The 24,068-nt window shown below is 60.0% G+C and carries 21 protein-coding genes; 15 read left to right on the forward strand and 6 right to left on the reverse strand.

Annotated features, from left to right (window positions below; genetic code table 11):
- Nucleotide 1: 1 nt before the first annotated feature.
- Nucleotides 2-1,294, reverse strand: a complete 1,293-nt coding sequence (locus GIV26_RS15945) for a CitMHS family transporter (RefSeq protein WP_034126140.1) — start codon at nucleotides 1,292-1,294, stop codon at nucleotides 2-4.
- A gap of 111 nt (nucleotides 1,295-1,405) precedes the next feature.
- Between GIV26_RS15945 and GIV26_RS15950 the strand changes: the two genes are divergently transcribed.
- On the forward strand, nucleotides 1,406-2,302 hold the full coding sequence (locus GIV26_RS15950) for a LysR family transcriptional regulator (RefSeq protein ID WP_105227523.1): 897 nt from the start codon (nucleotides 1,406-1,408) through the stop codon (nucleotides 2,300-2,302).
- Nucleotides 2,303-2,404: 102 nt separating this feature from the next.
- Here GIV26_RS15950 and GIV26_RS15955 read toward each other — a convergent pair whose 3' ends face one another.
- Nucleotides 2,405-3,007: a glutathione S-transferase family protein gene (locus tag GIV26_RS15955; RefSeq protein WP_034126138.1), complete on the reverse strand. Its 603-nt coding sequence runs from the start codon at nucleotides 3,005-3,007 to the stop codon at nucleotides 2,405-2,407.
- Nucleotides 3,008-3,298: 291 nt separating this feature from the next.
- On the opposite strand from GIV26_RS15955, the gene GIV26_RS15960 reads away from it, so the two are divergent.
- Both GIV26_RS15960 and GIV26_RS15965 read left to right on the forward strand, forming a co-directional pair.
- A complete protein-coding gene (locus GIV26_RS15960; RefSeq protein WP_034126137.1) occupies nucleotides 3,299-4,645 on the forward strand; it encodes an NCS2 family permease in 1,347 nt (448 codons plus the stop codon).
- Between the two features lie 66 nt (nucleotides 4,646-4,711).
- Nucleotides 4,712-5,350 carry a LysE family translocator gene (locus tag GIV26_RS15965; protein WP_072448024.1) on the forward strand — a complete coding sequence of 213 codons (639 nt, stop codon included), beginning with the start codon at nucleotides 4,712-4,714 and terminating at the stop codon, nucleotides 5,348-5,350.
- Here the strand turns inward: GIV26_RS15965 and GIV26_RS15970 are convergent.
- Both GIV26_RS15970 and uraH read right to left on the reverse strand, forming a co-directional pair.
- Nucleotides 5,334-10,565, reverse strand: a complete 5,232-nt coding sequence (locus tag GIV26_RS15970; protein WP_236281474.1) for a dermonecrotic toxin domain-containing protein — start codon at nucleotides 10,563-10,565, stop codon at nucleotides 5,334-5,336. The genes GIV26_RS15965 and GIV26_RS15970 overlap by 17 nt on opposite strands.
- A gap of 158 nt (nucleotides 10,566-10,723) precedes the next feature.
- Nucleotides 10,724-11,077, reverse strand: coding sequence for a hydroxyisourate hydrolase (gene uraH / locus GIV26_RS15975; protein ID WP_034126134.1), 354 nt, complete (start codon nucleotides 11,075-11,077; stop codon nucleotides 10,724-10,726).
- 441 nt (nucleotides 11,078-11,518) lie between these two features.
- Between uraH and puuE the strand changes: the two genes are divergently transcribed.
- The 8 genes from puuE (at nucleotide 11,519) to GIV26_RS16015 (ending at nucleotide 18,729) form a co-directional block, all read left to right on the forward strand.
- Nucleotides 11,519-12,445 (forward strand): allantoinase PuuE, encoded by a 927-nt coding sequence (puuE, locus tag GIV26_RS15980; RefSeq protein ID WP_014719292.1) that lies wholly within the window; start codon nucleotides 11,519-11,521, stop codon nucleotides 12,443-12,445.
- On the forward strand, nucleotides 12,442-12,957 hold the full coding sequence (gene uraD / locus GIV26_RS15985) for a 2-oxo-4-hydroxy-4-carboxy-5-ureidoimidazoline decarboxylase (protein WP_236281476.1): 516 nt from the start codon (nucleotides 12,442-12,444) through the stop codon (nucleotides 12,955-12,957). Before puuE ends, uraD begins: the two co-directional genes overlap by 4 nt.
- A 41-nt stretch (nucleotides 12,958-12,998) precedes the next feature.
- On the forward strand, nucleotides 12,999-13,994 hold the full coding sequence (gene alc / locus GIV26_RS15990; RefSeq protein WP_017137848.1) for an allantoicase: 996 nt from the start codon (nucleotides 12,999-13,001) through the stop codon (nucleotides 13,992-13,994).
- 135 nt (nucleotides 13,995-14,129) lie between these two features.
- Nucleotides 14,130-14,633, forward strand: a complete 504-nt coding sequence (locus GIV26_RS15995) for an ureidoglycolate lyase (RefSeq protein ID WP_003192823.1) — start codon at nucleotides 14,130-14,132, stop codon at nucleotides 14,631-14,633.
- 51 nt (nucleotides 14,634-14,684) lie between these two features.
- Nucleotides 14,685-15,968: a urate hydroxylase PuuD gene (locus GIV26_RS16000; RefSeq protein ID WP_003192825.1), complete on the forward strand. Its 1,284-nt coding sequence runs from the start codon at nucleotides 14,685-14,687 to the stop codon at nucleotides 15,966-15,968.
- Nucleotides 15,969-16,163: 195 nt separating this feature from the next.
- On the forward strand, nucleotides 16,164-17,507 hold the full coding sequence (locus GIV26_RS16005; protein ID WP_032896003.1) for a nucleobase:cation symporter-2 family protein: 1,344 nt from the start codon (nucleotides 16,164-16,166) through the stop codon (nucleotides 17,505-17,507).
- Nucleotides 17,508-17,551: 44 nt separating this feature from the next.
- Complete coding sequence (locus tag GIV26_RS16010) at nucleotides 17,552-17,920, forward strand: hypothetical protein (protein WP_125919870.1); 369 nt, start codon at nucleotides 17,552-17,554, stop codon at nucleotides 17,918-17,920.
- Nucleotides 17,921-17,943: 23 nt separating this feature from the next.
- Nucleotides 17,944-18,729, forward strand: a complete 786-nt coding sequence (locus GIV26_RS16015; RefSeq protein WP_003192827.1) for an outer membrane protein OmpK — start codon at nucleotides 17,944-17,946, stop codon at nucleotides 18,727-18,729.
- Nucleotides 18,730-18,837: 108 nt separating this feature from the next.
- Here the strand turns inward: GIV26_RS16015 and GIV26_RS16020 are convergent, their stop codons facing one another.
- Nucleotides 18,838-19,986 carry a patatin-like phospholipase family protein gene (locus GIV26_RS16020; RefSeq protein WP_236281477.1) on the reverse strand — a complete coding sequence of 383 codons (1,149 nt, stop codon included), beginning with the start codon at nucleotides 19,984-19,986 and terminating at the stop codon, nucleotides 18,838-18,840.
- A gap of 160 nt (nucleotides 19,987-20,146) precedes the next feature.
- Nucleotides 20,147-21,082, reverse strand: a complete 936-nt coding sequence (locus GIV26_RS16025; protein ID WP_198715159.1) for a lipid A biosynthesis lauroyl acyltransferase — start codon at nucleotides 21,080-21,082, stop codon at nucleotides 20,147-20,149.
- 119 nt (nucleotides 21,083-21,201) lie between these two features.
- Here GIV26_RS16025 and minC point away from each other — a divergent pair, with 119 nt between their 5' ends.
- The 4 genes from minC (at nucleotide 21,202) to GIV26_RS16045 (ending at nucleotide 23,950) form a co-directional block, all read left to right on the forward strand.
- Nucleotides 21,202-21,939 (forward strand): septum site-determining protein MinC, encoded by a 738-nt coding sequence (gene minC / locus GIV26_RS16030; RefSeq protein ID WP_003192832.1) that lies wholly within the window; start codon nucleotides 21,202-21,204, stop codon nucleotides 21,937-21,939.
- Between the two features lie 198 nt (nucleotides 21,940-22,137).
- Nucleotides 22,138-22,950 (forward strand): septum site-determining protein MinD, encoded by an 813-nt coding sequence (gene minD, locus GIV26_RS16035; RefSeq protein WP_003192835.1) that lies wholly within the window; start codon nucleotides 22,138-22,140, stop codon nucleotides 22,948-22,950.
- Nucleotides 22,951-22,953: 3 nt separating this feature from the next.
- A complete protein-coding gene (gene minE, locus GIV26_RS16040; RefSeq protein ID WP_003175252.1) occupies nucleotides 22,954-23,208 on the forward strand; it encodes a cell division topological specificity factor MinE in 255 nt (84 codons plus the stop codon).
- Nucleotides 23,209-23,314: 106 nt separating this feature from the next.
- Nucleotides 23,315-23,950 (forward strand): RluA family pseudouridine synthase, encoded by a 636-nt coding sequence (locus GIV26_RS16045; RefSeq protein ID WP_236281479.1) that lies wholly within the window; start codon nucleotides 23,315-23,317, stop codon nucleotides 23,948-23,950.
- Nucleotides 23,951-24,068: the final 118 nt, after the last annotated feature.

Raw genomic sequence — 24,068 nt, forward strand, 5'->3', positions numbered from 1 at the left:
GTCAAATCACTCCCAGGAGCAACGCCGTCAGGGTCATCAACACCGAGGCGGCAAACAGGAAAGGAATGGTGAAGCGCTGGTGATCGGCCAGTTCGATCTTGCACAGGCCCACCAGCAGGAAGGTCGCAGGGGTCAGCGGGCTGACCGGGAAGCCGGTGGTGTGCACGCCCAGCAGCGAAGCCTGGGCCACCTGAAGCGGGTCGACGCCCAGGGCTTTGCCGACTTCGGCGATCACCGGCATCACGCCGAAATAGTAGGAATCGGGGTCAAACAACATGCTCATGGGCATGGACAAAAAGCCCACGACGGCCGGGATCAACTTGCCGTGGCCCGCCGGAATCTGCGCCACCGCCACTTCGGCGATGGCCTTGAGCATGCCGGTGCCTTGCATGATGCCGGTAAATACCCCGGCGGCGAGCAGGATACTGGCCATGGTCAGGGCGGTTTTCGCATGGGCGTCAATGCGCGCACGCTGGGCGTCCACGTTGGGATAGTTGATGCACAACGCAACCACGGTGCCGAGCATGAACATCACCACCGGGTCGACCCAGCCGGCGATCATCACCACCATCACCAGCACGGTCAGCACCAGGTTGACCCAGAACAACCGTGGACGGCGCAGCTTGATGTCGTCATCGCTGAGCACTCGTTGCGGCACCGCCTCCACGCTGGAACCGGCGCCCAGGCCCAGGCGTTTTTCTTCGCGATGGCCCAGCCACCAGGCGCAGGCGAAAACAAAGATCAGCCCGACGATCTGCACCGGGATCAGTGGCTGGAACAGGTCGGCCACTGGCACATGCAGCGCCGCCGACGAACGCAGCACCGGGCCGGTCCAGGGCAGGAAGTTGACGCCGGCGGCCATCGCACACACGCAGGCGAGGATGCGTTTATCAATGCCCAGCCGCGTATACAGCGGCAGCATCGCCGGCACCGTCACCAGAAAGGTCACCGCGCCAGAGCCGTCCAGGTGCACCAGCAACGCCAGGGTCGCGGTCCCCACCACAATCCGTGTAGGACGCGTGCCGACCGTGCGCAGGATGCGATCAATGATGGGATCGAGCATGCCCGCGTCGGTCATGATCCCGAAAAACAGGATCGCGAACACAAACATGCCGACCACAGGGGCGACGTTCTTGATACCGGTAATGATGAAGGCACTGGTTTGCAGGCCGAAGCCGCCGATCAGCGCAGCGATGATCGGCAAGGCGATCAAGGCCACCAGTGGCGAGAGGCGCTTGCTCATGACGGCAGCGAGCAGGCACAGGATGGTGATGACACCCAGGGTTGCGAGCATGGGTTACTCCAGGGCGGCCTGGTTGGCCGGTTATTGTTTTCCCTGGAGTATTGGAAGCGGGTTAGTCTTTGTAAATTGGAATATTCGGCCTAGCTCGTTCGGAAAAACAAAATGAAGAACTCGATCCAGCACATCCAGGCGTTCCTCGCGGTGGCCCGCACTGGCAGTTTCACCAAAGCGGCCAACGAGTTACACCTTTCGCCGTCGGCCCTCACCGTGCAGGTGCAACAACTGGAAGACTGGCTCGGCGTCGCGCTGCTCGACCGCAGCCCGCGCCACGTGAGCATTACCGCTGCGGGCCAGGAGGCGCGCGGGCCCATGGAAAAACTGCTGCTGGACCTGGACAACATCGTCACCGGCTCCCGCGACCTCGCCGCCTTGCGCCGTGGAGTGGTAACCATCGCCGCGCTGCCCTCAGTCTGCGCTGGCGCCCTGCCCCCGGCCTTGCGCCTGTTTCGCGAACGCTTCGCCGGCATCGAAGTGCGCCTGCATGACCTGGTGGCCCAGCGCATTCACGCAAAGGTCCGCAACGGCGAAGTGGATTTCGGCATCGGCGTGCGCGCCCGCCTGAGCCACGGCCTGGACTTCGTGCCCGTGCTTAATGATCGTTTGTGCGCATTTGTGCCGTCAGGCCATGCGCTCGCCCGCCATCGCCAACTGACGCTGGAACAATTGGCGGACCAGCCGATCATCCTGACCGGGCGCGACAGCAGTGTGCGCGAGCAAGTGGACACGCTGTTCGATGAGACACGGTTGACGCTGAACGCCGGCATGGAGGCCAACTACATGTCGACCGTATTGGCCTTGGTGCGCCAGGGCCTGGGCATCAGTGTGTTGCCGGAGTCAGCGGCCGATAGCCTGGAAGGTTTGAAGCGGATCAGCATCGATCATCCCGGGGTGAATCGGGAGATCGGGTTGATCAGCCGTAGCGGGATGGGCTTGAGCCCGGCGGCGCAGCGCTGCTTTGAACTGCTCAACAAAGCACTGCCTGACACGCCGCCGCGCTGAATGTGGGAGCAGGCTTGCCTGCGATGCAGACACCTCGGTTTAGCCGGGGCACCAGGGTGACGCTATCGCAGGCAAGCCAGCTCCCACATTGGACCGAGGGAGTCAGTCGAGCATCGCCACGTACTTGGGATGACTGGCCACGCGCTGCAACCACGCCTGCACCGCCGGATACGGCGCCAGGTCAAAGCCGCCTTCATGGGCCACATGGGTGTAGGCATACAACGCAATATCGGCAATGGAAAATTGCTCGCCCACTAAATAAGGCGTGGCTTGAAGCTGACGCTCCATCACCCTCAAGGCCTTGTAACCGCCTTTGTGGGTGGTCTTGTATTCTTCCAGCCGATCCTCGGGCATGTTCAGGTAAAACTGAATGAACCGCGCCACCGCAATGTAGGGCTCGTGGCTGTATTGCTCGAAGAATTGCCACTGCAGGACTTGCGTGCGCAGGCGCGGTTCGGTCGGCAGGAATTCGCTGCCATCGGCGAGGAAGTTGAGGATCGCGTTGGACTCCCACAGGCAGGTGCCATCTTCGAGCTCCAATACCGGGACCTTGCCATTGGGGTTCTTGGCCAGGAACGCCGGGGTCTGGGTATCGCCCTTGAGGATATCGATATCGATCCATTCATACGGGATGCCCAACAGATTGAGCATCAATTTGACCTTGTAGCAATTGCCCGACTTGTAATCGCCATAAACCTTGTACATGGGGCTCCCCTTTTCACCGCGCTGACCGAATGCTTGCGCCCACAAGGTGCGGGTATCGAAGGCTTGTTTCAAGGCGTCGTGCAGAATAAATCCCTTGGCCTGGGCCTTTCATCCCTTTTCGCCAAGATAATCGAAAACATTATTTGCTTTATTTGTATACAAAAGCATAATTCGCTTCGTGCGAGTTCCTGACCTTTTGGTCAACAAAGCCCGCCAGTACCTCAAAGCGCGGTTGCCCACTCATGTAACCGGCGCTGGAAATAACAATAAAACGATTGAGGAGTACTCGCTGTGGATAGCCGTAAAACCGAAGCCCCTACGTTGGATCTGGCCGCGCCCCGAGGCGGTTGGCTGGAGCGCCTGTTCAAACTGCGCTTGCATGGCACCACAGTGAAGACCGAGCTGATCGCCGGCCTCACCACCTTTATCACCATGGCCTACATCATTTTCGTCAACCCCAACATCATGGCCGATGCCGGTATCGATCACGGCGCGGCTTTCGTCGCCACCTGCATCGCCGCCGCGCTGGGCTGCCTGTTGATGGGCCTGTACGCCAACTGGCCAGTGGGACTGGCGCCGGGCATGGGCTTGAACGCGTTTTTCACCTACACCGTGGTCGGCACCATGGGCTACAACTGGGAAACCGCCCTCGGTGCGGTATTTGTCTCGGGTGTGCTGTTCATGATCCTGACGCTGTCGCGTATCCGCGAATGGTTGCTCAACAGTATCCCGGTCAGCCTGCGTCATGCCATGGGCGCGGGCGTGGGCCTGTTCCTGGGGGTGATCGGCCTGAAAACCGCCGGCATCATCGTCGACAGCCCGGCCACCCTGATCAAGCTCGGCTCCCTGCATGAACCCGCCCCACTGCTGGCGGCGGTGTGCTTCCTGCTGATCGCCATCCTCAGTTACCACCGCGTATTCGGCGCGATCCTGATCAGCATCATCGCCGTGACCCTGGCGGGCTGGGGCCTGGGCCTGGTGCATTACAACGGCATTCTCTCTACCCCACCGAGCTTGGCACCGACCTGGATGGCCATGGACGTGATGGGTGTGTTCAATGTGAGCATGATAAGCGTGGTATTTGCCTTTCTTTTTGTACACATGTTCGACACTGCCGGTACACTGATGGGCGTTGCCCAACGCGCAGGGCTGGTCAAGGCAGACGGCAAGATCGACAACCTGTCTCGTGCATTAAAGGCCGACAGTGCTTCCAGCGTGTTCGGCGCCATGGTTGGCGTGCCGCCTGTGACCAGCTATGTGGAAAGCGCTGCCGGTGTAGCTGCCGGCGGCCGCACCGGCTTGACTGCCGTGACCGTAGGCGTGCTGTTTGTGGCGGCGATGTTTTTCGCGCCGCTGGCCGGCATGATTCCCGCCTATGCCACGGCGGGCGCATTGATTTACGTGGCAATGCTGATGATGGCGAGCATGGCCCATATCAATTGGGATGAAGCCACCGACAGCATTCCGGCCATCGTGACCGCGATCATGATGCCGTTGACATTTTCGGTCGCCGACGGGATTGCCCTGGGCTTTATCACCTATGTGGCGTTGAAGGCCGGCACCGGCAAGTACCGTGAGATTTCCATCAGCCTGTGGGTGCTGTGCGCGATCTTTATCGCCAAGTTCATCTTTCTGTAGTTCAGGAAGGGCTGAAAAACCGCCTCACCTTCGGGTGGGGCTTTTGCACGTAAGGGAGAACTGTAGATGAACCTGGATACCTGGCTGTTGTTCAGCGGCGCTGCGCTGGTTGTGATCCTGATCCCCGGCCCGCTGTCATTGCTGATGATCAGCAACAGCCTCAACTTCGGCCTGCGCCGCTCTTACCCGGCGTTTCTGGGCGGCGTATTTGCTTCGATCTGTCTGCTGAGCGCCTCGGCACTTGGCCTCGGCGCGCTGTTGCTGGCATCCGAGCAATTGTTCAGCGCACTGAAGATCGTCGGCGCGCTGTACCTGTTCTACCTCGCCTGGCAAAGCTGGCAGCAATCGCGCCTGCCGAGCGCAGGCGCCGAAGTGCCACCGTCCCCGGCTGTGCCGCGCTTTGGTGCGTTGTTTGGCCGGGCCTTCGTACTGGGGGCCAGCAACCCCAAGGACATCCTGTTTTTTGCGGCCTTCCTGCCGCAGTTTCTCAGCGCCGAGCAGGCGTTTTTACCGCAATTGTTGATCATGATCGCCACCTGGACGGTGCTCGACCTGTTGTGCAAATTGGCTTACGGCTTGGGCGCCCATGGCGCCGCGCGGTATTTGCGCAGCGGTTCGGGCCAGAGCTGGTTCAACCGCACCAGCGCTGCGCTGTTTGGCGGCGCCGGTGCAATGGCTCTCATCAACGCTAAGGGTTCAATTTGACGAAATAGACAGTGGGGGCCAACTGCCCCTTTGTGGGCCACTGAATGCCGGCCACAATCCGCACCAAGCGTTGTTCTTGCATCGCGTTGTCAACCGCCCTTAGTAAAGCAGAGTCAGGGTGGGAGTTGATGGCTACCCTAACCCACTTGTCCGAAAGCTTCGTTCTCACGCTAATTCGCCCTGTCTCAAACCATTGGTAGGCCACGTAGTAAATTGTGCTCGAACGGGGATGAGTCACGACTGATTCAATACTGTTTTCTCCAACAGGTAACCCTGGACGTCGCACAGACAAGTCCACAATGCGGTAACCCTGCTGCTCCAACACGGTTCTGACGGCGGCGCGCTCTGCTTCAAGCCTCTGCGTCCTGACCGGTCTGACAGCATATTGCAGGCTCGGGTCTAACGGATGAGGCGGTATGAAGTCTACACGCGTGAAGCCGGGCGCCTTGCCTTCAAAACCGATGTATAGATATTCGCTGCGCCGCTCATTAGGTCGCAACATCCGCAGTAAATCATCCGTTTGACCGCTCCTCGCAGGAGGCGCGGGTAGCCATTCGTCCAGCGTCGCGCGGATGTCGAGCAAATGGCTTGCCGTGGCAGCCCGGGAAGGACCTGACAATTCAACCAACCTTATGACGGCAAACGTTCGAGCGTCATTCGTCAGGGTGGGAAAGGCCATGGTCACATACTGCCTCAACGGCCTGTCGAACAGTGCCGGATGATTTTGCCATCCACCTGAAGGCAGGCGTGATACGGGAATAGGCTGGTCGCGAATATCAGTGCTTGTCCAGCGCATGATATCGGTTAGCGCGGATCGCCCCGGTGGCTCATTTCGGGTGATAAACACCAGGCCGTTCAACGGTGCACGATCACCCTGCGGGAGCATCCGGTAGAAACCGCTGCTCGGATCCTGGATGGCGGTATAAGGAGGAGCCACGCGTAAAAACCTGGCATTGAGCTCAGAACCTCTGGGACCCACGCCTACCTCAAACACGCCAGCCGCCGGAAAGTCTACAATTTGACTGGGTTGGACTTGAACACGCCAACTCAGCCACTGAGTATCCGTTGTACGTGACTGCACAATCCGATTCTCGGTAGCCGTGCGCGTACGAGGGGGTTGCCAATCCGGCAATGGGGAAACGGGCCATGGGTTATGCACCCCGGAGCTGGGCCCAGGTTGTGGCGCATTCATGCCCAACAACCACTCTTTAGGCTCTTGAATGTTGATGACCAACTCATCCAGTCCCGGTTCCCGGCTATTTCGCAGGCGAAATACCTCTTCACTTTCGCGCTGGTAAACCGGGTAATGGTGCGTATCGTCCGCTATGAACTGCTCGCCGTTCTTGACATGCACGCCTTGCCTGCCCGGCCCTTTCAACGCTACGGCGCCCTCGGGCTTACCCTTGATTCTGAAACGGTCCAAGAGCTTCGATTGCGTCACCAGCGACGAAGACGCGCTGGGCAAATGACTACGTATTGCCATCGGCAAGCGACGGATACGACTCAGAACCTTCATCGGCGAACGCATACCTATGACCTTACCGCCCTTCACTTTGGGAACAGGCGCAAAGTCTGTCGCCAGTTCGACCGCCAGAAACAGGGTCATGAACGCCACATCCACGGCATCGTTAGGGTCGCCAAAGCGATGATAGCGTCGGGCAGCCAACAGCAAATCATGGAAGTCGTTAGCCTTACCGAATAACGGAATCAAAATACCCAGCAACCCGCGCCGGGTGGCCTCGCTCTGCTCTTCAAGACGTTGAACCCGATAAGTCGCCAACATCCAGCTGGAGTTACTGACGGCTTGAACCCGCCCTTGCAGCTCCAGCGAGCTGGCCGCGTACAGCAGTGCCCTGGCGTCACGGTAGGTGGTGGGCACCACCGCCAACCAGTTCGACGGTGCACTGGCAATCTGCTCGTGGATCAGCTCTTCGATTTCATTGACCGCTGGCGTAGGCTCAAGGTGCGTGATTTTGAATGAGCGGAAAAACTCATAGCTCCTCCACACACCTTCGAAGAATGAAAAACCGGCGAGGATAGGGTCCACGTCATAAATCGAGCTGGTCTTGTTTGTTGCATCGACGTTATGGGCGATGGCCTCGAATGCCCAACCCGGTGCAACCTGTCGCGCCAGAACCTTAACGTAATCGGGCTCTGCAGCCATACGATTGAGCGCCGCCAGGGCTACTCCCACACTGGTGTATTCGCTGATGACCAAGGCTTGGGGCGCGGCCGGCCAGTAAACCACGCAGCGTCCGCTGGCCTGGTCCGCCATCACCACAATGCCTGCGATGTAACGATCATGCAGCATCGTGTGTCCTACCAAATGAACCACACTGAGCGTCAGCCGATTCCCGTTCTTTAACAGGTCTTCAGCCGTGCGGGCTGCCATTGCAACCTTGAACAGGCTCTGCGCCTGGGCGCTCAAACCCTGGGCGGCCGCTGAAAAAAGCTGCATCTGCGCGCAGTCCCGCAACGTGCGATTTATCAGCACAGGGATACGTTCTTCCCTCTGACCGCTCGCCCCCGCAGGGTAAAATGCACGGTGGGCCCGTATCGCGTAATGACCGCCGATATCCAGCGAAGACACGGTGTTGATCAGATAATCGGCGTTCAGTCGCTGGCGCCACTGCGGTTGCAGATAGCGGCCGCGTGTCAATCGCGGGCGTGTCCAGGGTGCTTGCGAGTCAAGGTTATGCAACGCCAGTTGCAGCATGCTGAACGTGTGGCGTTTGAGGCTGGGTGTCACGATGACTTTGCGATCGCCCGGCGTGCAGCGGCTTTCGTGGCCACAAAAACTGCTGTAGGTGTCATCCGGCAAGTCGATCAACGGCTTGTCGATGTCCAGTTCCGGGTAAAAACCGTCTTCAGTCAAACGAGCGATCAATGCACTGCGGGCGAAGGTGTCCAGGTCAGGCAGGATCTGCACGAGCCCGCTTTCAGCGGCAGCGGCACTGCCCAGGTACCTGCGCTTGAGGCGTTGGAATTGTTTGAGCTGGGTACGCGTTGCGCTGGCCAGCCACGGTGGAGATTCTTTCATCTCAAGCGCAACTTTACGCAGCACGTCCACATTGGCCAACGCCTGGCTCAAGGCATGGTTGGGAGGAAACGCCAGATGTTGGTGCAGCTCGACCACCCACAACAAGCGGCTGACCATCGCATCCTTCACCTCGCCGAAAAGCCTCGCCATGCCACCGATGCGTTTGCTCAACCCTGCGTAGTACATCACCAGGTTTTTCAGCGAGAGACCCGTGGGGCTGATGTCGACAGGCTCGTAACGCACAGCCAGCGTGTTGCGCACCGCATGGGCGCGCAAGTCGTGGAGCTTATCCCGTTCGACACAACCCCATAACCTGGAATAGTCACTGCTGCCCAGTGTCGCTTTGAGCCCCTGCGTCAGCGCCTCCAGGCCGGAAAAAGCCATAAGCCCGCCATAGTCTCCAAACGCATACAGCACCACCGGAATTGCGCCTGCCGGTTTTTTCAGCGCGGTCACTCGCGTCACCACCCACAGGTTATGCAGCGGATAGAAGGCATCCGGCGCGCTGCCCACCGAGACCGACAGCACCTGGGTTTGACTGCCAGGGCGTTTGCGCGCTGCAGGCTGGTCCAGCACTTCGCTAATCACGTCACGATGCGCCGTGGATATGAGCTTGAGCTGGTGTTGCAACTCAACCTCACAGCGCAATGCTTCGACCTGGGCGCGCAAAAACAGTGCAGCACGCCTGCGCCCTCCCCCAGGGCGCGCAAGCCAGAACGGCAAATCGAACAGTTGATGCTGCGCATCCTTGATCTGTGCGCTCAGCACCTGCGTGTGCTCCTTGCGCTGACGCTCGAGCGCCAACACCTGTTCGAACGCCGCGCTCTGCGCACTCAGATCATCCTGGTTGAGCAACGCAACCAGGCCTTTTTCATAGCGTTTGACCTGTTGCTCTGCCGTAAGCCGGGCCAGCTCTGGCGTCGCACTGGCAAACAGGATTTCCGGCTGCCGTCGTTGCCGGTCCCAGGCAAGTAATTGGTCGCACACGTTGTGCAGCCGGGCGCTACCTGCCAGCCGTTTGCGAGCTTGCTCGATCGAACGGAGAAAGGCCGTGGCCGACAACGTTTCAGGCCGCGGCCTGCTTGCAGCGAACACATGCGCGTGATTGATCGCCAGCGCGCAGGCCAACTCATTCGCCCACTGGCCATCCAGCAACGCCCGGGCGCTCAGAGCCAACGCATCCTCCGTCACCGCCGCGCCACGCACGACAACGGAGGCTGGGCTCAGGTGATCGGGTCGGCATAATTGGTGACGACGCTTTAGTGGCAAGCATTGCCAGAGTTCATCGAACAGCGTCTGACTGGTCAACGCCAACAGGCCGCATTGAAGCGAGAAGAACGACGGGTACTCGTAAAAATGGCGGGCCACGCCCGGCAGGTAAATCACATGCGGCGCACCCTCGGGGTCGCCGTCTCGATAAATATGCAGTGCCCCGGGAATCGCGACTGCAGGCAAGCCTGGCCACATCAATTGGCTTACCCGCACGCTGGCCCAACTGCCCCCGGCGCGCTGGCGCGCCTCGGTGTCGGGGGCATCCACCAGTTGCTGGACCAGGGTCATTCCCGCAATGGAAATCTCATCCAGTTGCCGTGCCATGAAAGCCTGCTCGGCAAAAGCTGCGGCGTATGATTCAGCCCAGCACTCCTGACGTGTGTGCCACGATCCATGCGCCAAGGCCTGCCAATATTCCGTTACCGCTTGAGGCAGCCGCTCCAGCAGGTTCATCGCGATCATGCGTCGCAACACCTGCAAAGGCGTATACGGCAGCCGACGGTTTGGATCGCCTTTGACACTCAAGGAGGTAAATTGATTGAGGTTGTCCGGTACCGAAGGCAATGCCAGCGACAGCAGCGCCCGGTCGGTCAAAGTGTCAACTTTGGCGACCGCTCCCGGCAATGCCGCCTGGGTAAACAGCAGGCTGTCGGGGTCAATTTCAAATTCCTTGCGCAGCGCGGCACGAATCACTCCCAGAACCCGGGGCGCATGACCTATCAAGCGGGCGAGCACTCTGGTCGACTGGAAACACCGCCGGTCGGCCTCCGCGAGCTGGTTGATCAGGCGGCCGGGCTGGGGATGAGTGTTGATGCGCCGAGTCAGTTGATCGCGCATCTGCTGCACGCGTTCGGCAGTGATATCCGGATCATCTGAATAGATGTTGCCGATGGCTGAAGTCATGGTGCTTTCTTCTTGATGGAAGGACAAACACCAGCCTAGGCAGCGTCGCGGCTCAAAAGGCGTTAGATAATTGAACACACCACGGGCGAAAAAAAGCCCGCAGTGTGCGCGGGCGAAACCAACGAAGAGCATTTGGGGGTATGAAGCGAGGTGACGACTCAGCTACCGCGATAGGTGGAATAGCTGTAAGGCGAAATCAACAGGGGTACATGGTAATGCTCTTGCTCGGCGCTGATGCCAAAGCGTAGCACCACTACATCCAGGAAAGCCGGCTCCGGCAGCTGCACGCCACGGGCGCGGTAGTAATCGCCGGCGTTGAATTGCAGCTGGTAGACACCGCTGCGGTAATCGTCGCCTTGCAACAGCGGCGCATCGCAGCGGCCGTCGCTGTTGGTGGTGGCGGTAGCGACCAGCTCAAGCTGCGCACCTTCGACGCGGTACAGCTCAACCTTGATTGCGCTGCCGGGGCAACCGTGCGCGGCGTCCAAAACGTGTGTGGTCAAACGTCCCATGGCTTTTATGCGCCTCCCGAAGTCAGTCATAGAGAAACCCGCACTCTTTCAGGGCAGTGAAAAAGCCGGCGATGGCTGATTAAGACATTTTCAAAGAAAATTGTACACAATAAATTTCACAGCGCTTCAATCCCCTGTAGGAGCGAGCTTGCTCGCGAAAAACGCCAACGATAACGCGGGCTCTCAGGATGAAAAGTGGCGCCCTCAGGTTATTCGCGAGCAAGCTCGCTCCTACAGTGGGCTTTTTGATCTTAACCTGACCACTCAGGCAAGTTTCTTGCAGAGACCCGTAGAGAGCCCGTTCAGAAAAAATGCAGAAATGCAGGCTTACAAAGTTTGCAATAAGTTGTATACAATCACTCATCGCTGTGACGCCACTCAGTCATTCCACTGCCCGGACGCCACACACACCTGCTACCACGAACAAGAAGGAAGACTGCAGTGAGCGCTGACTACCCACGCGACCTGATCGGTTACGGCAGTAACCCTCCTCACCCCCACTGGCCGGGCAAGGCACGCATTGCGCTGTCGTTCGTACTCAACTACGAAGAAGGCGGCGAGCGCAACATTTTGCACGGTGACAAAGAGTCCGAAGCCTTCCTCTCGGAAATGGTCTCGGCGCAACCACTGCAAGGCGAGCGCAACATGAGCATGGAGTCGCTGTACGAGTACGGCAGCCGTGCCGGTGTGTGGCGCATCCTCAAGTTGTTCAAAGAATTCGACATCCCGCTGACCATCTTCGCTGTGGCCATGGCCGCCCAGCGGCATCCGGATGTGATCCGCGCCATGGTCGCCGCCGGCCACGAGATTTGCAGCCACGGCTACCGCTGGATCGACTACCAGTACATGGACGAGGCCCAGGAGCGCGAGCACATGCTCGAAGCCATCCGCATCCTCACCGAACTTACCGGTGAACGCCCATTGGGCTGGTACACCGGTCGCACCGGCCCCAACACCCGTCGCCTGGTGATGGAGGAAGGCGGCTTCCTGTACGACTGCGACACCTACGACGACGACCTCCCCTACTGGGAACCCAACACCCCGAACGGCAAGCCGCACCTGGTAATCCCCTACACCCTGGACACCAACGACATGCGCTTCACCCAGGTGCAGGGTTTCAACAAGGGCGATGACTTTTTCGAGTACCTCAAGGATGCCTTCGACGTGCTGTACGCAGAAGGCGCCGAAGCGCCGAAGATGCTATCGATCGGCCTGCATTGCCGCCTGATCGGTCGCCCGGCACGCCTGGCCTCGCTCAAGCGCTTCATTGAATACGTCAAAGGCCATGATCAGGTGTGGTTCACCCGCCGCGTGGACATCGCCCGTCACTGGCACCAAACCCACCCTTTCCCGGGAGCGGCGAAATGACTGCGTTCCAGACCCTGAAACCTTCGACCTTGGGCCGCGACGCCTTCGTCCAGGCCTTTGCCGATATCTACGAACACTCGCCATGGGTGGCCGAAAAGGCCTTCGACCTGGGCCAGGACGCGTCGATCGACCAGATCGAAACCCTGCACCAGCGCATGAGCGATATCCTGTTGAGTGCTGATCACGCCTCGCAACTGGCGCTGATCAATGCTCACCCGGACCTGGCCGGAAAAGCTGCCGTCCAGGGCCAACTGACCCAAGCCAGCACCGATGAACAAGCGGGCGCGGGTATTCACCAATGCACGGCCGAAGAGTTTTCTCGCTTCACCGAGCTGAATGAGGCCTACAAAGCCAAATTCAAGTTTCCCTTCATCATGGCGGTAAAAGGCAGCAACCGGCATCAGATCCTCGCCGCGTTCGAAACGCGCATCCACAACTCGGCAGACACCGAGTTCAAGTGCGCGCTGGACGAGATCAACAAGATCGCGTTGTTCCGCTTACTGACCCTCTAGCAGTCCATCCCCAGCCACTCTATCTAAGGCAGACAAGAAGAATGAAAGCTTACGCCGTACCTTTCGAAAAGTTCGTCAACCTGGCCGACGCCCGCCTGGGCACCAAGATCATCTCGGTGACCGATGACTGGTTCGCTGACGCCAACCGCCTGTTCCAGCCGACCCCGGCCGTGTGGAAGGAGGGCGTTTTCGATGACAACGGCAAGTGGATGGACGGCTGGGAGTCACGCCGCAAGCGCTTCGAAGGCTACGACAGTGCGGTGATCCGCCTGGGCGTGCCGGGTTCGATCAAAGGCGTGGACATCGACACTTCATTCTTCACCGGCAACTTCCCGCCGTCGGCTTCCCTGGAAGCCTGCTTCCTGGCCTCGGGCGAGCCGGATGCCAACACCCAGTGGGTGGAAGTGCTGTCAGCCGTCGAGCTGCAAGGCAACAGCCACCACTACCACGAGATCAACAACGACCAAGCGTTCAGCCACCTGCGCTTCAACATCTACCCGGATGGCGGCGTGGCCCGTCTGCGTGTGTACGGCGTGCCGTTCCGCGACTGGTCTTCGGTGGGCGACAACGAACAGGTCGACCTGGCTGCCGCGCTCAATGGCGGTCGTGCCCTGGCCTGTTCCGACGAACACTTCGGCCGCATGAGCAACATCCTCAACCCGGGCCGCGGCATCAACATGGGCGATGGCTGGGAAACCGCACGTCGTCGCACGCCAGGCAATGACTGGGTGATCGTCGCCCTGGGCCACCCGGGCGAGATCGAGAAAATCGTGGTGGACACCCTGCACTTCAAGGGCAACTACCCGGACACCTGCTCGATCCAGGGCGCCTTCGTGAAAGGCGGCACCGACAGCCAGATCGAAACCCAGTCGCTGTTCTGGCGCGAACTGCTGCCGGCGCAGAAGCTGGAAATGCACGCCGAACACACCTTCGCCGAGCAGATCAAGGCGCTGGGGCCGATTACCCACATCCGCTTGAACGTGTTCCCGGATGGTGGTGTGAGTCGCCTGCGCGTCCTGGGCAAGGTCGCCAAATAACACCCGATCGTCCCCACGCTCTGCGTGGGGATGCACCCCGTGACGCTCCGCGTCACACAGCGGACGCAGAGCGTCCAGGGCAGCGTTCCCACGCAGAGCGTGGGAACGATCTATAGACAAGACAAGAAGACAGCCATGCGCACACTGATGATCGAACCCCTGACCAAAGAAGCCTTCGCCCCCTTCGGAGACGTTATCGAAACCGACGGCAGCGATCACTTCATGATCAACAACGGGTCGACCATGCGCTTTCACAAACTGGCCACGGTCGAAACCGCGAAGCCGGAAGACCACGCTATCATCAGCATCTTCCGCGCCGACGCTCAGGACATGCCGCTGACCGTGTGCATGCTGGAGAGACACCCGCTGGGCAGCCAGGCTTTCATTCCGCTGCTCGGCAACCCCTTTCTGATCGTGGTCGCGCCACTTGGCGATGAACCTGTATCGGGCTTGGTCCGCGCCTTCGTCACCAACGGCAGGCAGGGCATTAATTACCATCGCGGCGTCTGGCACCACCCGGTGCTGACGATCGAAAAGCGGGATGACTTCCTGGTGGTTGATCGCAGTGGCACAGGCAATAACTGCGATGAGCATTTTTTCAAAGAGGATGAGCGTTTGATCCTCGCCCCCCACCAATAAGAGAAGGTCTGATCACCCGACAACAAGGGTGACAGGCGAGAGGTAAAGACTGTGGAAGCACATCTGTTGGAATGGCTGAACCTGAGCGTGCGCTGGGTTCACATGATCACTGGCGTCGCCTGGATCGGCGCTTCTTTCTACTTCGTCTGGCTGGAAAACAACCTTAATCGCGTCAACCCCAAGAACGGCCTGGCCGGTGACTTGTGGGCGATCCACGGTGGCGGTATCTACCACCTGGAAAAATACAAACTGGCCCCGCCGACCATGCCGGACAACCTGCACTGGTTCAAATGGGAAGCCTATTTCACCTGGATGTCGGGCGTCGCGCTGCTGTGCGTGGTGTTCTACCTCAACCCGACGCTGTACCTGCTCGCCCCCGGCAGCAGCCTCAGCGGCACCGAAGGCGTGTTGCTGGGCATCGGTTCACTGTTCGCCGGCTGGTTCATCTACTCCTTCCTCTGCGACTCGGCCCTGGGCAAACGCCCTGCCCTGCTCGGCTTGATCCTGTTCGTGCTGTTGATTGCGGCGGCTTACGGCTTCAGCAAGGTGTTCAGCGGCCGCGGTGCCTACCTGCACGTGGGTGCGGTGATCGGCACGATCATGGTGGGTAACGTGTTTCGCATCATCATGCCGGCCCAACGCGCGCTGGTGGCGGCCATCGCCGAGAATCGCACGCCCGACCCGGCGCTGCCGGCCAAAGGTCTGCTGCGCTCACGCCACAACAACTACTTCACCTTGCCGGTGCTGTTCATCATGATCAGCAACCACTTCCCGAGCACCTATGGCAGCCAATACAACTGGCTGATCCTGGCCGGTATCGCGGTGGCAGCAGTGTTGGTGCGCCATTACTTCAACACCCGGCATGACAGCCAGAAGTATGCGTGGACCTTGCCCGTAGGCGCCTTGGCGATGATCAGCCTGGCCTACGTGACCGGGCCCAAGCCGGCTGAACCGATTGCCAAGGCACCGGCTGCCATCGAGTACCAACCCCTGCCAGAAACCGCACTGGGCGGTGGCTTGAAACCGGCCGCGCCTGCCGCACCCGCCGCTGAACCGGCACCGGCCCAGGCCACCACGGACTTCGGCCAGGTGCACCACGTGATCGAGCAACGCTGCACCGTGTGCCATTCGGCCAAGCCCACCAGCCCGCTGTTCAGTACGGCACCGGCTGGGGTGATGTTCGACACACCGGCACAGATCCAGCAGCAGGCGGCGCGGATTCAAGCGCAGGCCGTGGCCAGCCAGATCATGCCGCTGGGCAACATTACCCAGATGACCCAGCAGGAACGGGATTTGATCGGCACCTGGATTAATCAGGGGGCCCGTACCAACTGACTGTTTCACACCGTTCCCATGTGGGAGCTGGCTTGCCTGCGATAGCGGCAGATCACCAACATTTTCGGTGACTGACACACCGCCATCGCAGGCAAGCCAGCTCCCACAAGGGAGATCAGTGATGGTTTGAAGATTAAGTTTCATCCGGCAATTGAATGCCAAACAACACAAAAATAAAAAGATTCGAGGTGTTGCATGTCCCAGTTAGAAACGCAGACTCCTGCCGCGCCCGCCATGGTGCGGCTGCCCCTCTTGCAACTGATCCTGGTAGGCCTGCAACACGTCTTGCTGATGTACGGCGGTGCTGTCGCCGTGCCCCTGATCATTGGCCAGGCCGCCGGCTTGAGCCGTGAAGAAATCGCCTTTCTGATCAACGCCGACCTGCTGGTGGCCGGTATCGCCACCATGGTGCAGTCGTTCGGCATCGGCCCCATGGGCATCCGCATGCCGGTGATGATGGGCGCCAGTTTTGCCGCCGTGGGCAGCATGGTCGCCATGGCCGGTATGCCCGGCATCGGTTTGCAGGGCATCTTCGGCGCGACCATCGCCGCCGGGTTCTTCGGCATGCTCATCGCACCGTTCATGTCCAAGGTGGTGCGCTTTTTCCCGCCGCTGGTGACCGGTACGGTGATCACCGCCATCGGCCTTTCGCTGTTTCCCGTGGCGGTGAACTGGGCCGGCGGGGGCAGCGCCGCCGCCACGTTTGGCTCGCCGGTCTACCTGGCGATTGCCGCCCTGGTACTGGCCACGATCTTGCTGATCAACCGCTTCATGCGCGGCTTCTGGGTGAACATCTCGGTACTGATCGGCATGGGCCTGGGTTACGCGCTATGTGGTGTGATCGGCATGGTCGACCTCAGTGGCCTGGCCCAGGCGCCGTGGGTGCAGGTGGTGACGCCGTTGCACTTCGGTATGCCCAAGTTCGAGTTGGCGCCGATCCTGTCGATGTGCCTGGTGGTGGTGATCATTTTTGTCGAGTCCACCGGCATGTTCCTCGCCCTGGGCAAGATCACCGGCCAGGAGGTCACGCCGAAGATGCTGCGACGCGGCCTGTTGTGTGATGCCGGCGCGTCGTTCTTTGCCGGCTTCTTCAACACCTTTACCCACTCCTCCTTCGCGCAGAACATCGGCCTGGTGCAGATGACCGGCGTGCGCTGCCGCTCGGTCACGCTCATGGCCGGCGCGTTCTTGATCGTGCTCAGCCTGTTGCCCAAGGCGGCCTATCTGGTGGCTTCAATTCCACCTGCGGTACTCGGCGGCGCGGCGATTGCGATGTTCGGGATGGTGGCGGCAACCGGGATCAAGATTTTGCAGGAAGCCGACATCGCCGACCGCCGTAACCAGTTGCTGGTGGCAGTGAGTATCGGCATGGGCCTGATCCCCGTGGTACGCCCGGAGTTCTTCGCACAGCTGCCGTTGTGGATGAGCCCGATTACCCACAGTGGCATTGCCATGGCCACCCTCAGCGCGCTGTCGCTCAACATCCTGTTCAACATCCTCGGCGGCGCTGAGCGCCCCGAAGTCGCGCATACGCATTGATTCCTTTGTTAGTACAAAAATAACAACAAACAGGGAACCCCCACATGCACAACCTTGACATGGGGCCGGCCACACGCCGCGCCCCATTCTTGCCCCTCGCGCTCTGTTACAGCGCACTTGAGCCCAGGCCTGGGAGCCAGTATTCTCCGCGCCCGCTCGAATCGACTCAAAAAAAAACAGCGAATGTAAAAGCTGACCTCAAGGCCAACTTATCCCGGCCTGATGTTTGCTGCCAAAGTGCACAAAAGTCCCCTGAATTCGACTGCATCCGCTGCAGCCGACGGGGATTTTTTGGCTTTTTCAGCACCTTGGCGCAGCTCTTGCTAAAAGCATCAAAGCTGACCGAACAGACGATTTTTGCAGCGAACCAAAAGGCGCCACACCAGAGCGCCTGCGTAGAAGAAAAACCATAAAATTTTAACTCGGGAGCAACCGAATGAAACCTATGTTCAAAGGCCTGATGCTGGCAGGATCACTGTTGGCCGGTGGCCAGGCCGTCGCCGGTGACTTGTTGCAGTGGCAAAACAACAGCCTGACTTATCTGTGGGGCAAGAGCTTTACCGTCAACCCGCAGATCCAGCAAACCGTCACCTTCGAACATGCCGACGCATGGAAGTACGGCGACAACTTCTTCTTCCTCGACCGTATCTTTTACAACGGCAAGGAAGACGGCAATGTCGGCCCGAATACTTACTACGGCGAGTTCAGCCCGCGTTTGTCGTTCGGCAAGATCCTGGACAAGGACCTGTCGTTCGGCCCGATCAAGGACGTGCTGCTGGCCTTCACCTATGAGTTCGGCGAGGGCGATAACGAGTCCTACCTCCTGGGTCCGGCGTTCGACTTGAACATCCCCGGTTTCGACTACTTCCAGTTGAACTTCTACCAGCGCCAGACCGAGGGCAATCGTCCGGGTGACGGCGTGTGGCAGATCACTCCGGTCTGGTCGTACACCATTCCCGTGGGTAATTCCGACGTGCTGATCGACGGTTTCATGGACTGGGTGGTGGATAACGACAAGAACGCCCGCGGCACTTATCACGCCAACCTGCACTTCAACCCGCAGGTCAAATACGACTTGGGCAAGGCGCTGCATTGGGGCGACAAGCAGTTGTATGTGGGTTTTGAATACGACTACTGGAAGAACAAATACGGGATTGAAGACAGCGGCGCCTTCAAGACGACTCAGGACACAGCAAGCTTCCTGGTCAAGTACCACTTCTAAAGGTTGATCGCGGTTCCCTGTGGGAGCTGGCTTGCCTGCGATCGCGATGTGTCTGTGCCAGCAGTGTTGGCTGGCATACCGCTATCGCAGGCAAGCCAGCTCCCACATTCAGTTCGGCGTCAGGCCCAGGAAACGGGTGATTTCTTCGCGCTTGGCCAGCGCATCCTTGCGCCCCAGTTCGATCAACTCGCTGCAATACCCCGCCTCGAACAACAGATAACTCAACACCCCTGCCCCGCTGGTCTTGGTTGCCCCAGGCCCCCGTAAAAACACACGCAACGCCGCCGGCAATTCTTGGCGATGTCGCGCGGCGATTTCATCGATGGGCTGGCTGGGGGCAATCACCAACACCTCTACCGGCGCCAGGCCCTGCACCGCCGCATCCGCAGGCACGACGCGGCTGAACTGGTTCAAGCGCTCCAGCAGTTCGATATCGCTTTCCAGGCTGTCAATGAAGGTGCTGTTGAGCATGTGCCCGCCGATTTGCGCCAGGGTCGGTTGCTGGCCGGTGTAGGTGCGTTGCGTCGAGGCTTCATTGCCCCTTGGGTTGCCGCTCACACCAACGACCAATACGCGGCTGGCCCCCAGGTGCAAGGCCGGGCTGATGGGCGCTGACTGCCGCACTGCGCCATCGCCGAAGTACTCTTCATCGAGTTTGACCGGAGCGAACAACAGCGGAATCGCCGAACTCGCCAGCAAGTGCTCCACCGTCAGTTGGGTCGGCACGCCGATCCGCCGATGGCGCAGCCAGGCATCGATGGTGCCGCCGCCCTGATAGAAGGTCACCGCTTGCCCGGACTCATAACCAAAGGCCGTCACCGCCACCGCCTGCAAGTGCTGGCGGCGGATCGCCTCGTCGATGCCGTCCAGGTTCAAGCGCGCTTGCAGCAAGTCACGCAGGGGGGAGCTATTGAGCAACGCCACCGGCACCTGGGCACCCAGGCCCAACAGGCTGTGGATCAGGAAGCGACCGGCCTGGCGTATCACCCCCGGCCAATCGCTGCGCAGCACCTGATGGCTGCGAAAGCCCTGCCAGAATGCGGTCAGCCGTTGGACAGCCGCGCAGAAGTCACTGGCCCCACTGGCCAGGCTCACCGCATTGATCGCGCCGGCGGAGGTGCCGACGATCACCGGAAAAGGATTCGGTGCCCCTGGCGGCAGCAATTCGGCAACCGCCGCCAGCACCCCCACCTGATAAGCCGCTCGCGCCCCGCCGCCGGAAAGAATCAAGCCTGTGACCGGTTCCGCTGGGCGCATTGCGTCACTCCATGTGGCGAAAAGTTGGGCTTATCAACGTCATATCACTGTAGGAGCGAGCTTGCTCGCGAAGATCGCCAATGATTACGCGTACATCCTAGGTGAACGCGGTGTTATTGGGTTTTTCGCGAGCAAGCTCGCTCCTACAATGACAGCAGGGTTATCGACGGCGCTTTTCGTACAGCTTGGGCTCACCCGGCGGCCGACTCTTGAAGCGGCGATGGGTCCACAGGTATTGCTCGGGGCATTCGCGCACCGAGGCTTCGACCCACTGGTTGATGCGCAGGCAGTCGATCTCGTCGGTTTCACCCGGGAAGTCGGTCAGCGGCGGATGGATCACCAGGCGGTAACCGCTGCCGTCAGCCAGGCGCTCCTGGGTAAACGGCACCACCAGCGCCTTGCCCAGGCGTGCGAACTTGCTGGTGGCGGTGACGGTGGCGGCCTGGATGCCGAACAGCGGCACGAAGATGCTTTGCTTGGCGCCGTAGTCCTGGTCTGGCGCGTACCAGATGGCCCGGCCGGCGCGCAGCAGCTTGAGCATGCCGCGCACGTCGTCACGCTCCACGGCCAGGGAATCGAGGTTATGGCGTTCACGGCCACGGCGCTGGATAAAATCGAACAACGGGTTGCCGTGTTCGCGGTACATGCCATCGATGGTGTGCTTCTGCCCCAGCAGCGCCGCGCCGATTTCCAGGGTGGTGAAGTGCAAGGCCATGAGGATCACGCCTTTGCCTTCCAAGTGTGCCTGGGTGAGGTGTTGCAACCCTTCGACATGGGCCAGGCGCGCCAGGCGCGGCTTGGGCCACCACCAGCTCATGGCCATTTCAAAGAAGGCGATACCGGTGGAGGCAAAGTTTTCCTTGAGCAGGCGTTTGCGTTCCTTGGCGGATTTTTCCGGGAAGCACAGTTCAAGGTTGCGCGCTGCGATACGGCGACGATCACCCGCCACACGGTACATGCCCGCACCGAGCAGGCGACCAATGGTCAACAATGCCCGGTACGGCAACTGGGTGACCAGCCACAGCAGGCCGAGCCCCAGCCATAGCAGCCAAAAACGCGGGTGAAGAAATACAGCTCGAAAACGCGGGCGATCCATTACAGATTCCGGTAAAGACAAGGGCCGCGCATTCTACAACGGTTCGACTCGGCTTGCGGCGGGTGAGTGTTCTCGTTATAAGTCTCGACACTTTTCGTGACAAGCCGCTTTCGCCGACCATGAGCCAAACCGAACCGCTAGACCAAGATCCCGTGTTCCAGCTAAAAGGCAGCATGCTCGCCATTACCGTGCTGGAACTGGCCCGCAATGACCTCGACGCCCTGGACCGCCAACTGGCCGCCAAGGTCGCCCTGGCGCCGAACTTCTTCAACAACGCCCCGCTGGTGCTGGCGCTGGACAAGCTGCCGGCTGGCCAGGGAGTGATTGATTTGCCCGGCCTGATGCGCGTATGCCGTTCCCATGGCCTGCGCACACTGGCGATTCGCGCCAGCCGCATCGAAGACATTGCCGCCGCCATCGCCATTGAACTGCCAGTACTGCCACCGTCCGGCGCCCGCGAGCGTGCGCTGGAGCCATTGGTCGGCGAAGAAAAGAAAAAACCGGAAAAACCACCGGAGCCTGCGATCAGGCCTACAAAGATCATCACCTCGCCGGTACGCGGCGGGCAGCAGATTTACGCTCAGGGCGGCGACCTTGTGGTGGTCTCCTCGGTCAGCCCGGGGGCGGAACTTCTTGCCGATGGCAACATCCATGTATACGGCCCGATGCGCGGACGCGCCCTGGCCGGCATCAAGGGGGATACCAAGGCACGTATTTTCTGCCAGCAGTTGACCGCCGAGCTGGTTTCCATCGCGGGTCAGTACAAGGTTTCCGAAGATTTGCGCCGCGATCCACTGTGGGGCGCTTCGGTACAGGTCAACCTGTCGGGCGATGTGTTGAACATCATCCGTCTTTAACGGATACTGCCGCATTTTCCAAGCATCTCTAGACTCTGATAGCAAAGCGAAACCGGCAAGACTTGTGTAGGACTAATTGGAAGTTGGTGTTTCCCCATGGAAACTCCTTCTTTTCCTGCAAAGGCTGTCCGCCTGCAGCGAGTTTCAAGAGATGTTTTTCAGGGACCGAAAGTCCTTTTTCCTTAGGGGTGAAACACCTTGGCCAAGATTCTCGTGGTTACATCCGGCAAGGGTGGTGTGGGTAAGACCACCACCAGCGCCGCTATCGGTACCGGCCTCGCTCTGCGCGGCCACAAGACAGTCATCGTCGACTTCGACGTCGGTCTGCGTAACCTTGACCTGATCATGGGCTGCGAGCGTCGCGTGGTGTATGACTTCGTCAACGTGGTGAACGGCGAAGCCAACCTGCAACAGGCCCTGATCAAGGACAAGCGCCTTGAGAACCTGTACGTGCTGGCCGCCAGCCAGACCCGTGACAAAGACGCGCTGACCAAAGAGGGCGTCGGCAAAGTGCTTGCCGAGCTCAAGGAAACCTTCGAATACGTGGTCTGCGATTCCCCGGCTGGTATCGAAACCGGTGCTCACCTGGCGATGTACTTCGCCGACGAAGCCATCGTGGTAACCAACCCGGAAGTCTCCTCGGTACGTGACTCGGACCGCATGCTCGGCCTGTTGGCCAGCAAGTCCAAGCGCGCCGAAGAAGGCCAGGACCCGATCAAGGAGCACCTGCTGCTCACCCGCTACAACCCGGAGCGCGTCAACAACGGCGAAATGCTGGGTGTTGAAGACGTGAAGGAAATCCTCGCCGTGACCCTGCTGGGCGTGATTCCGGAATCCCAGGCCGTCCTGAAGGCATCCAACCAGGGCGTACCGGTGATTCTCGACGACCAGAGCGACGCCGGCCAGGCGTACAGCGATGCAGTCGATCGCTTGCTGGGCAAGACCGTGGAACACCGCTTCCTCGATGTCAAGAAGAAGGGATTCTTCGAGCGTATCTTTGGAGGCAACTAAACAATGAAATTTCTCGACTTCTTTCGCGCCAACAAAAAGCCAAGTACCGCGTCGGTAGCGAAAGAGCGTCTACAGATCATCGTGGCGCACGAACGCGGCCAACGCAGCACGCCGGATTACCTGCCAGCCTTGCAGAAGGAACTGGTCGAGGTGATCCGCAAGTACGTCAATATCGGCAACGATGACGTGCATGTCGCCCTGGAAAATGACGGCAGCTGCTCGATTCTGGAACTCAATATCACCCTGCCCGATCGTTGATCGAACGGGCGGTCGCCACGGCGGCTCCACTGACGGCCCCCTCGCTCCTACAGGGTGAGGGGGCCGTCAGTGGAGCCGCCGTTGGCGTTTGTTACGAGGCTGTTTAATGCCGCTGTCCAATATCCACATCCTGCATCAGGACGACGCTGTCCTGGTGGTGAACAAGCCGACCCTGCTGCTCTCGGTGCCTGGTCGCGCCGACGACAACAAGGACTGCCTGATCACTCGCCTGCAGGAAAACGGCTACCCAGAAGCCCGCATCGTCCATCGCCTGGACTGGGAAACCTCGGGGATCATCCTGCTGGCCCGGGACGCGGATACCCACCGCGAACTGTCCCGCCAGTTTCACGACCGCGAGACAGAAAAGGCCTACACCGCCCTGGCCTGGGGCCAACCGGCACTGGACAGCGGCAGTATCGACCTGCCCCTGCGCTACGACCCGCCGACCAAGCCCCGCCACGTGGTCGACCATGAGTTCGGCAAACATGCCCTGACCTTCTGGAAAGTGCTGGAGCGTTGCGGCGACTGGTGCCGCGTAGAGCTGACACCCATCACTGGGCGCTCGCACCAGTTGCGCGTGCATATGCTGTCCATCGGGCATCCATTGCTGGGTGATGGTTTGTACGCCCATGAACAAGCCCTGGCCGCGTGGCCGCGCCTGTGCCTGCATGCAAGCATGCTCAGCTTCACCCATCCGCAAAGCGGCGAGCGCCAGCGTTTCGAGTGCCCAGCCCCTTTTTAAGACAAAGACGATGACCTTGTAGGAGCGAGCTTGCTCGCGAAGAACCTGAGAACACTGCGTATAGCCTGAATGGCTGCGGTGCCGTTGAGTTTTTCGCGAGCAAGCTCGCTCCTACAAT

It is taken from the genome of Pseudomonas sp. PA-1-3F (assembly GCF_021609665.1).
GTDB classification, from domain to species: domain Bacteria; phylum Pseudomonadota; class Gammaproteobacteria; order Pseudomonadales; family Pseudomonadaceae; genus Aquipseudomonas; species Aquipseudomonas paracarnis.

Bases quoted from the DNA above. Each gene is read 5' to 3' on its own strand.
- GIV26_RS16015 (WP_003192827.1), top strand. From the start codon at position 17,944: ATGAAACCTATGTTCAAAGGCCTGATGCTGGCAGGATCACTGTTGGCC.
- uraH (WP_034126134.1), bottom strand. From the start codon at position 11,077: ATGGGACGTTTGACCACACACGTTTTGGACGCCGCGCACGGTTGCCCC.
- GIV26_RS15955 (WP_034126138.1), bottom strand. From the start codon at position 3,007: ATGTACAAGGTTTATGGCGATTACAAGTCGGGCAATTGCTACAAGGTC.
- GIV26_RS16005 (WP_032896003.1), top strand. From the start codon at position 16,164: ATGTCCCAGTTAGAAACGCAGACTCCTGCCGCGCCCGCCATGGTGCGG.
- GIV26_RS15970 (WP_236281474.1), bottom strand. From the start codon at position 10,565: ATGACTTCAGCCATCGGCAACATCTATTCAGATGATCCGGATATCACT.
- alc (WP_017137848.1), top strand. From the start codon at position 12,999: ATGAAAGCTTACGCCGTACCTTTCGAAAAGTTCGTCAACCTGGCCGAC.
- minC (WP_003192832.1), top strand. From the start codon at position 21,202: ATGAGCCAAACCGAACCGCTAGACCAAGATCCCGTGTTCCAGCTAAAA.
- GIV26_RS16020 (WP_236281477.1), bottom strand. From the start codon at position 19,986: ATGCGCCCAGCGGAACCGGTCACAGGCTTGATTCTTTCCGGCGGCGGG.
- GIV26_RS15945 (WP_034126140.1), bottom strand. From the start codon at position 1,294: ATGCTCGCAACCCTGGGTGTCATCACCATCCTGTGCCTGCTCGCTGCC.
- GIV26_RS16010 (WP_125919870.1), top strand. From the start codon at position 17,552: ATGCACAACCTTGACATGGGGCCGGCCACACGCCGCGCCCCATTCTTG.
- GIV26_RS16025 (WP_198715159.1), bottom strand. From the start codon at position 21,082: ATGGATCGCCCGCGTTTTCGAGCTGTATTTCTTCACCCGCGTTTTTGG.
- GIV26_RS15950 (WP_105227523.1), top strand. From the start codon at position 1,406: ATGAAGAACTCGATCCAGCACATCCAGGCGTTCCTCGCGGTGGCCCGC.
- uraD (WP_236281476.1), top strand. From the start codon at position 12,442: ATGACTGCGTTCCAGACCCTGAAACCTTCGACCTTGGGCCGCGACGCC.
- GIV26_RS15965 (WP_072448024.1), top strand. From the start codon at position 4,712: ATGAACCTGGATACCTGGCTGTTGTTCAGCGGCGCTGCGCTGGTTGTG.
- GIV26_RS16045 (WP_236281479.1), top strand. From the start codon at position 23,315: ATGCCGCTGTCCAATATCCACATCCTGCATCAGGACGACGCTGTCCTG.
- GIV26_RS15995 (WP_003192823.1), top strand. From the start codon at position 14,130: ATGCGCACACTGATGATCGAACCCCTGACCAAAGAAGCCTTCGCCCCC.
- minE (WP_003175252.1), top strand. From the start codon at position 22,954: ATGAAATTTCTCGACTTCTTTCGCGCCAACAAAAAGCCAAGTACCGCG.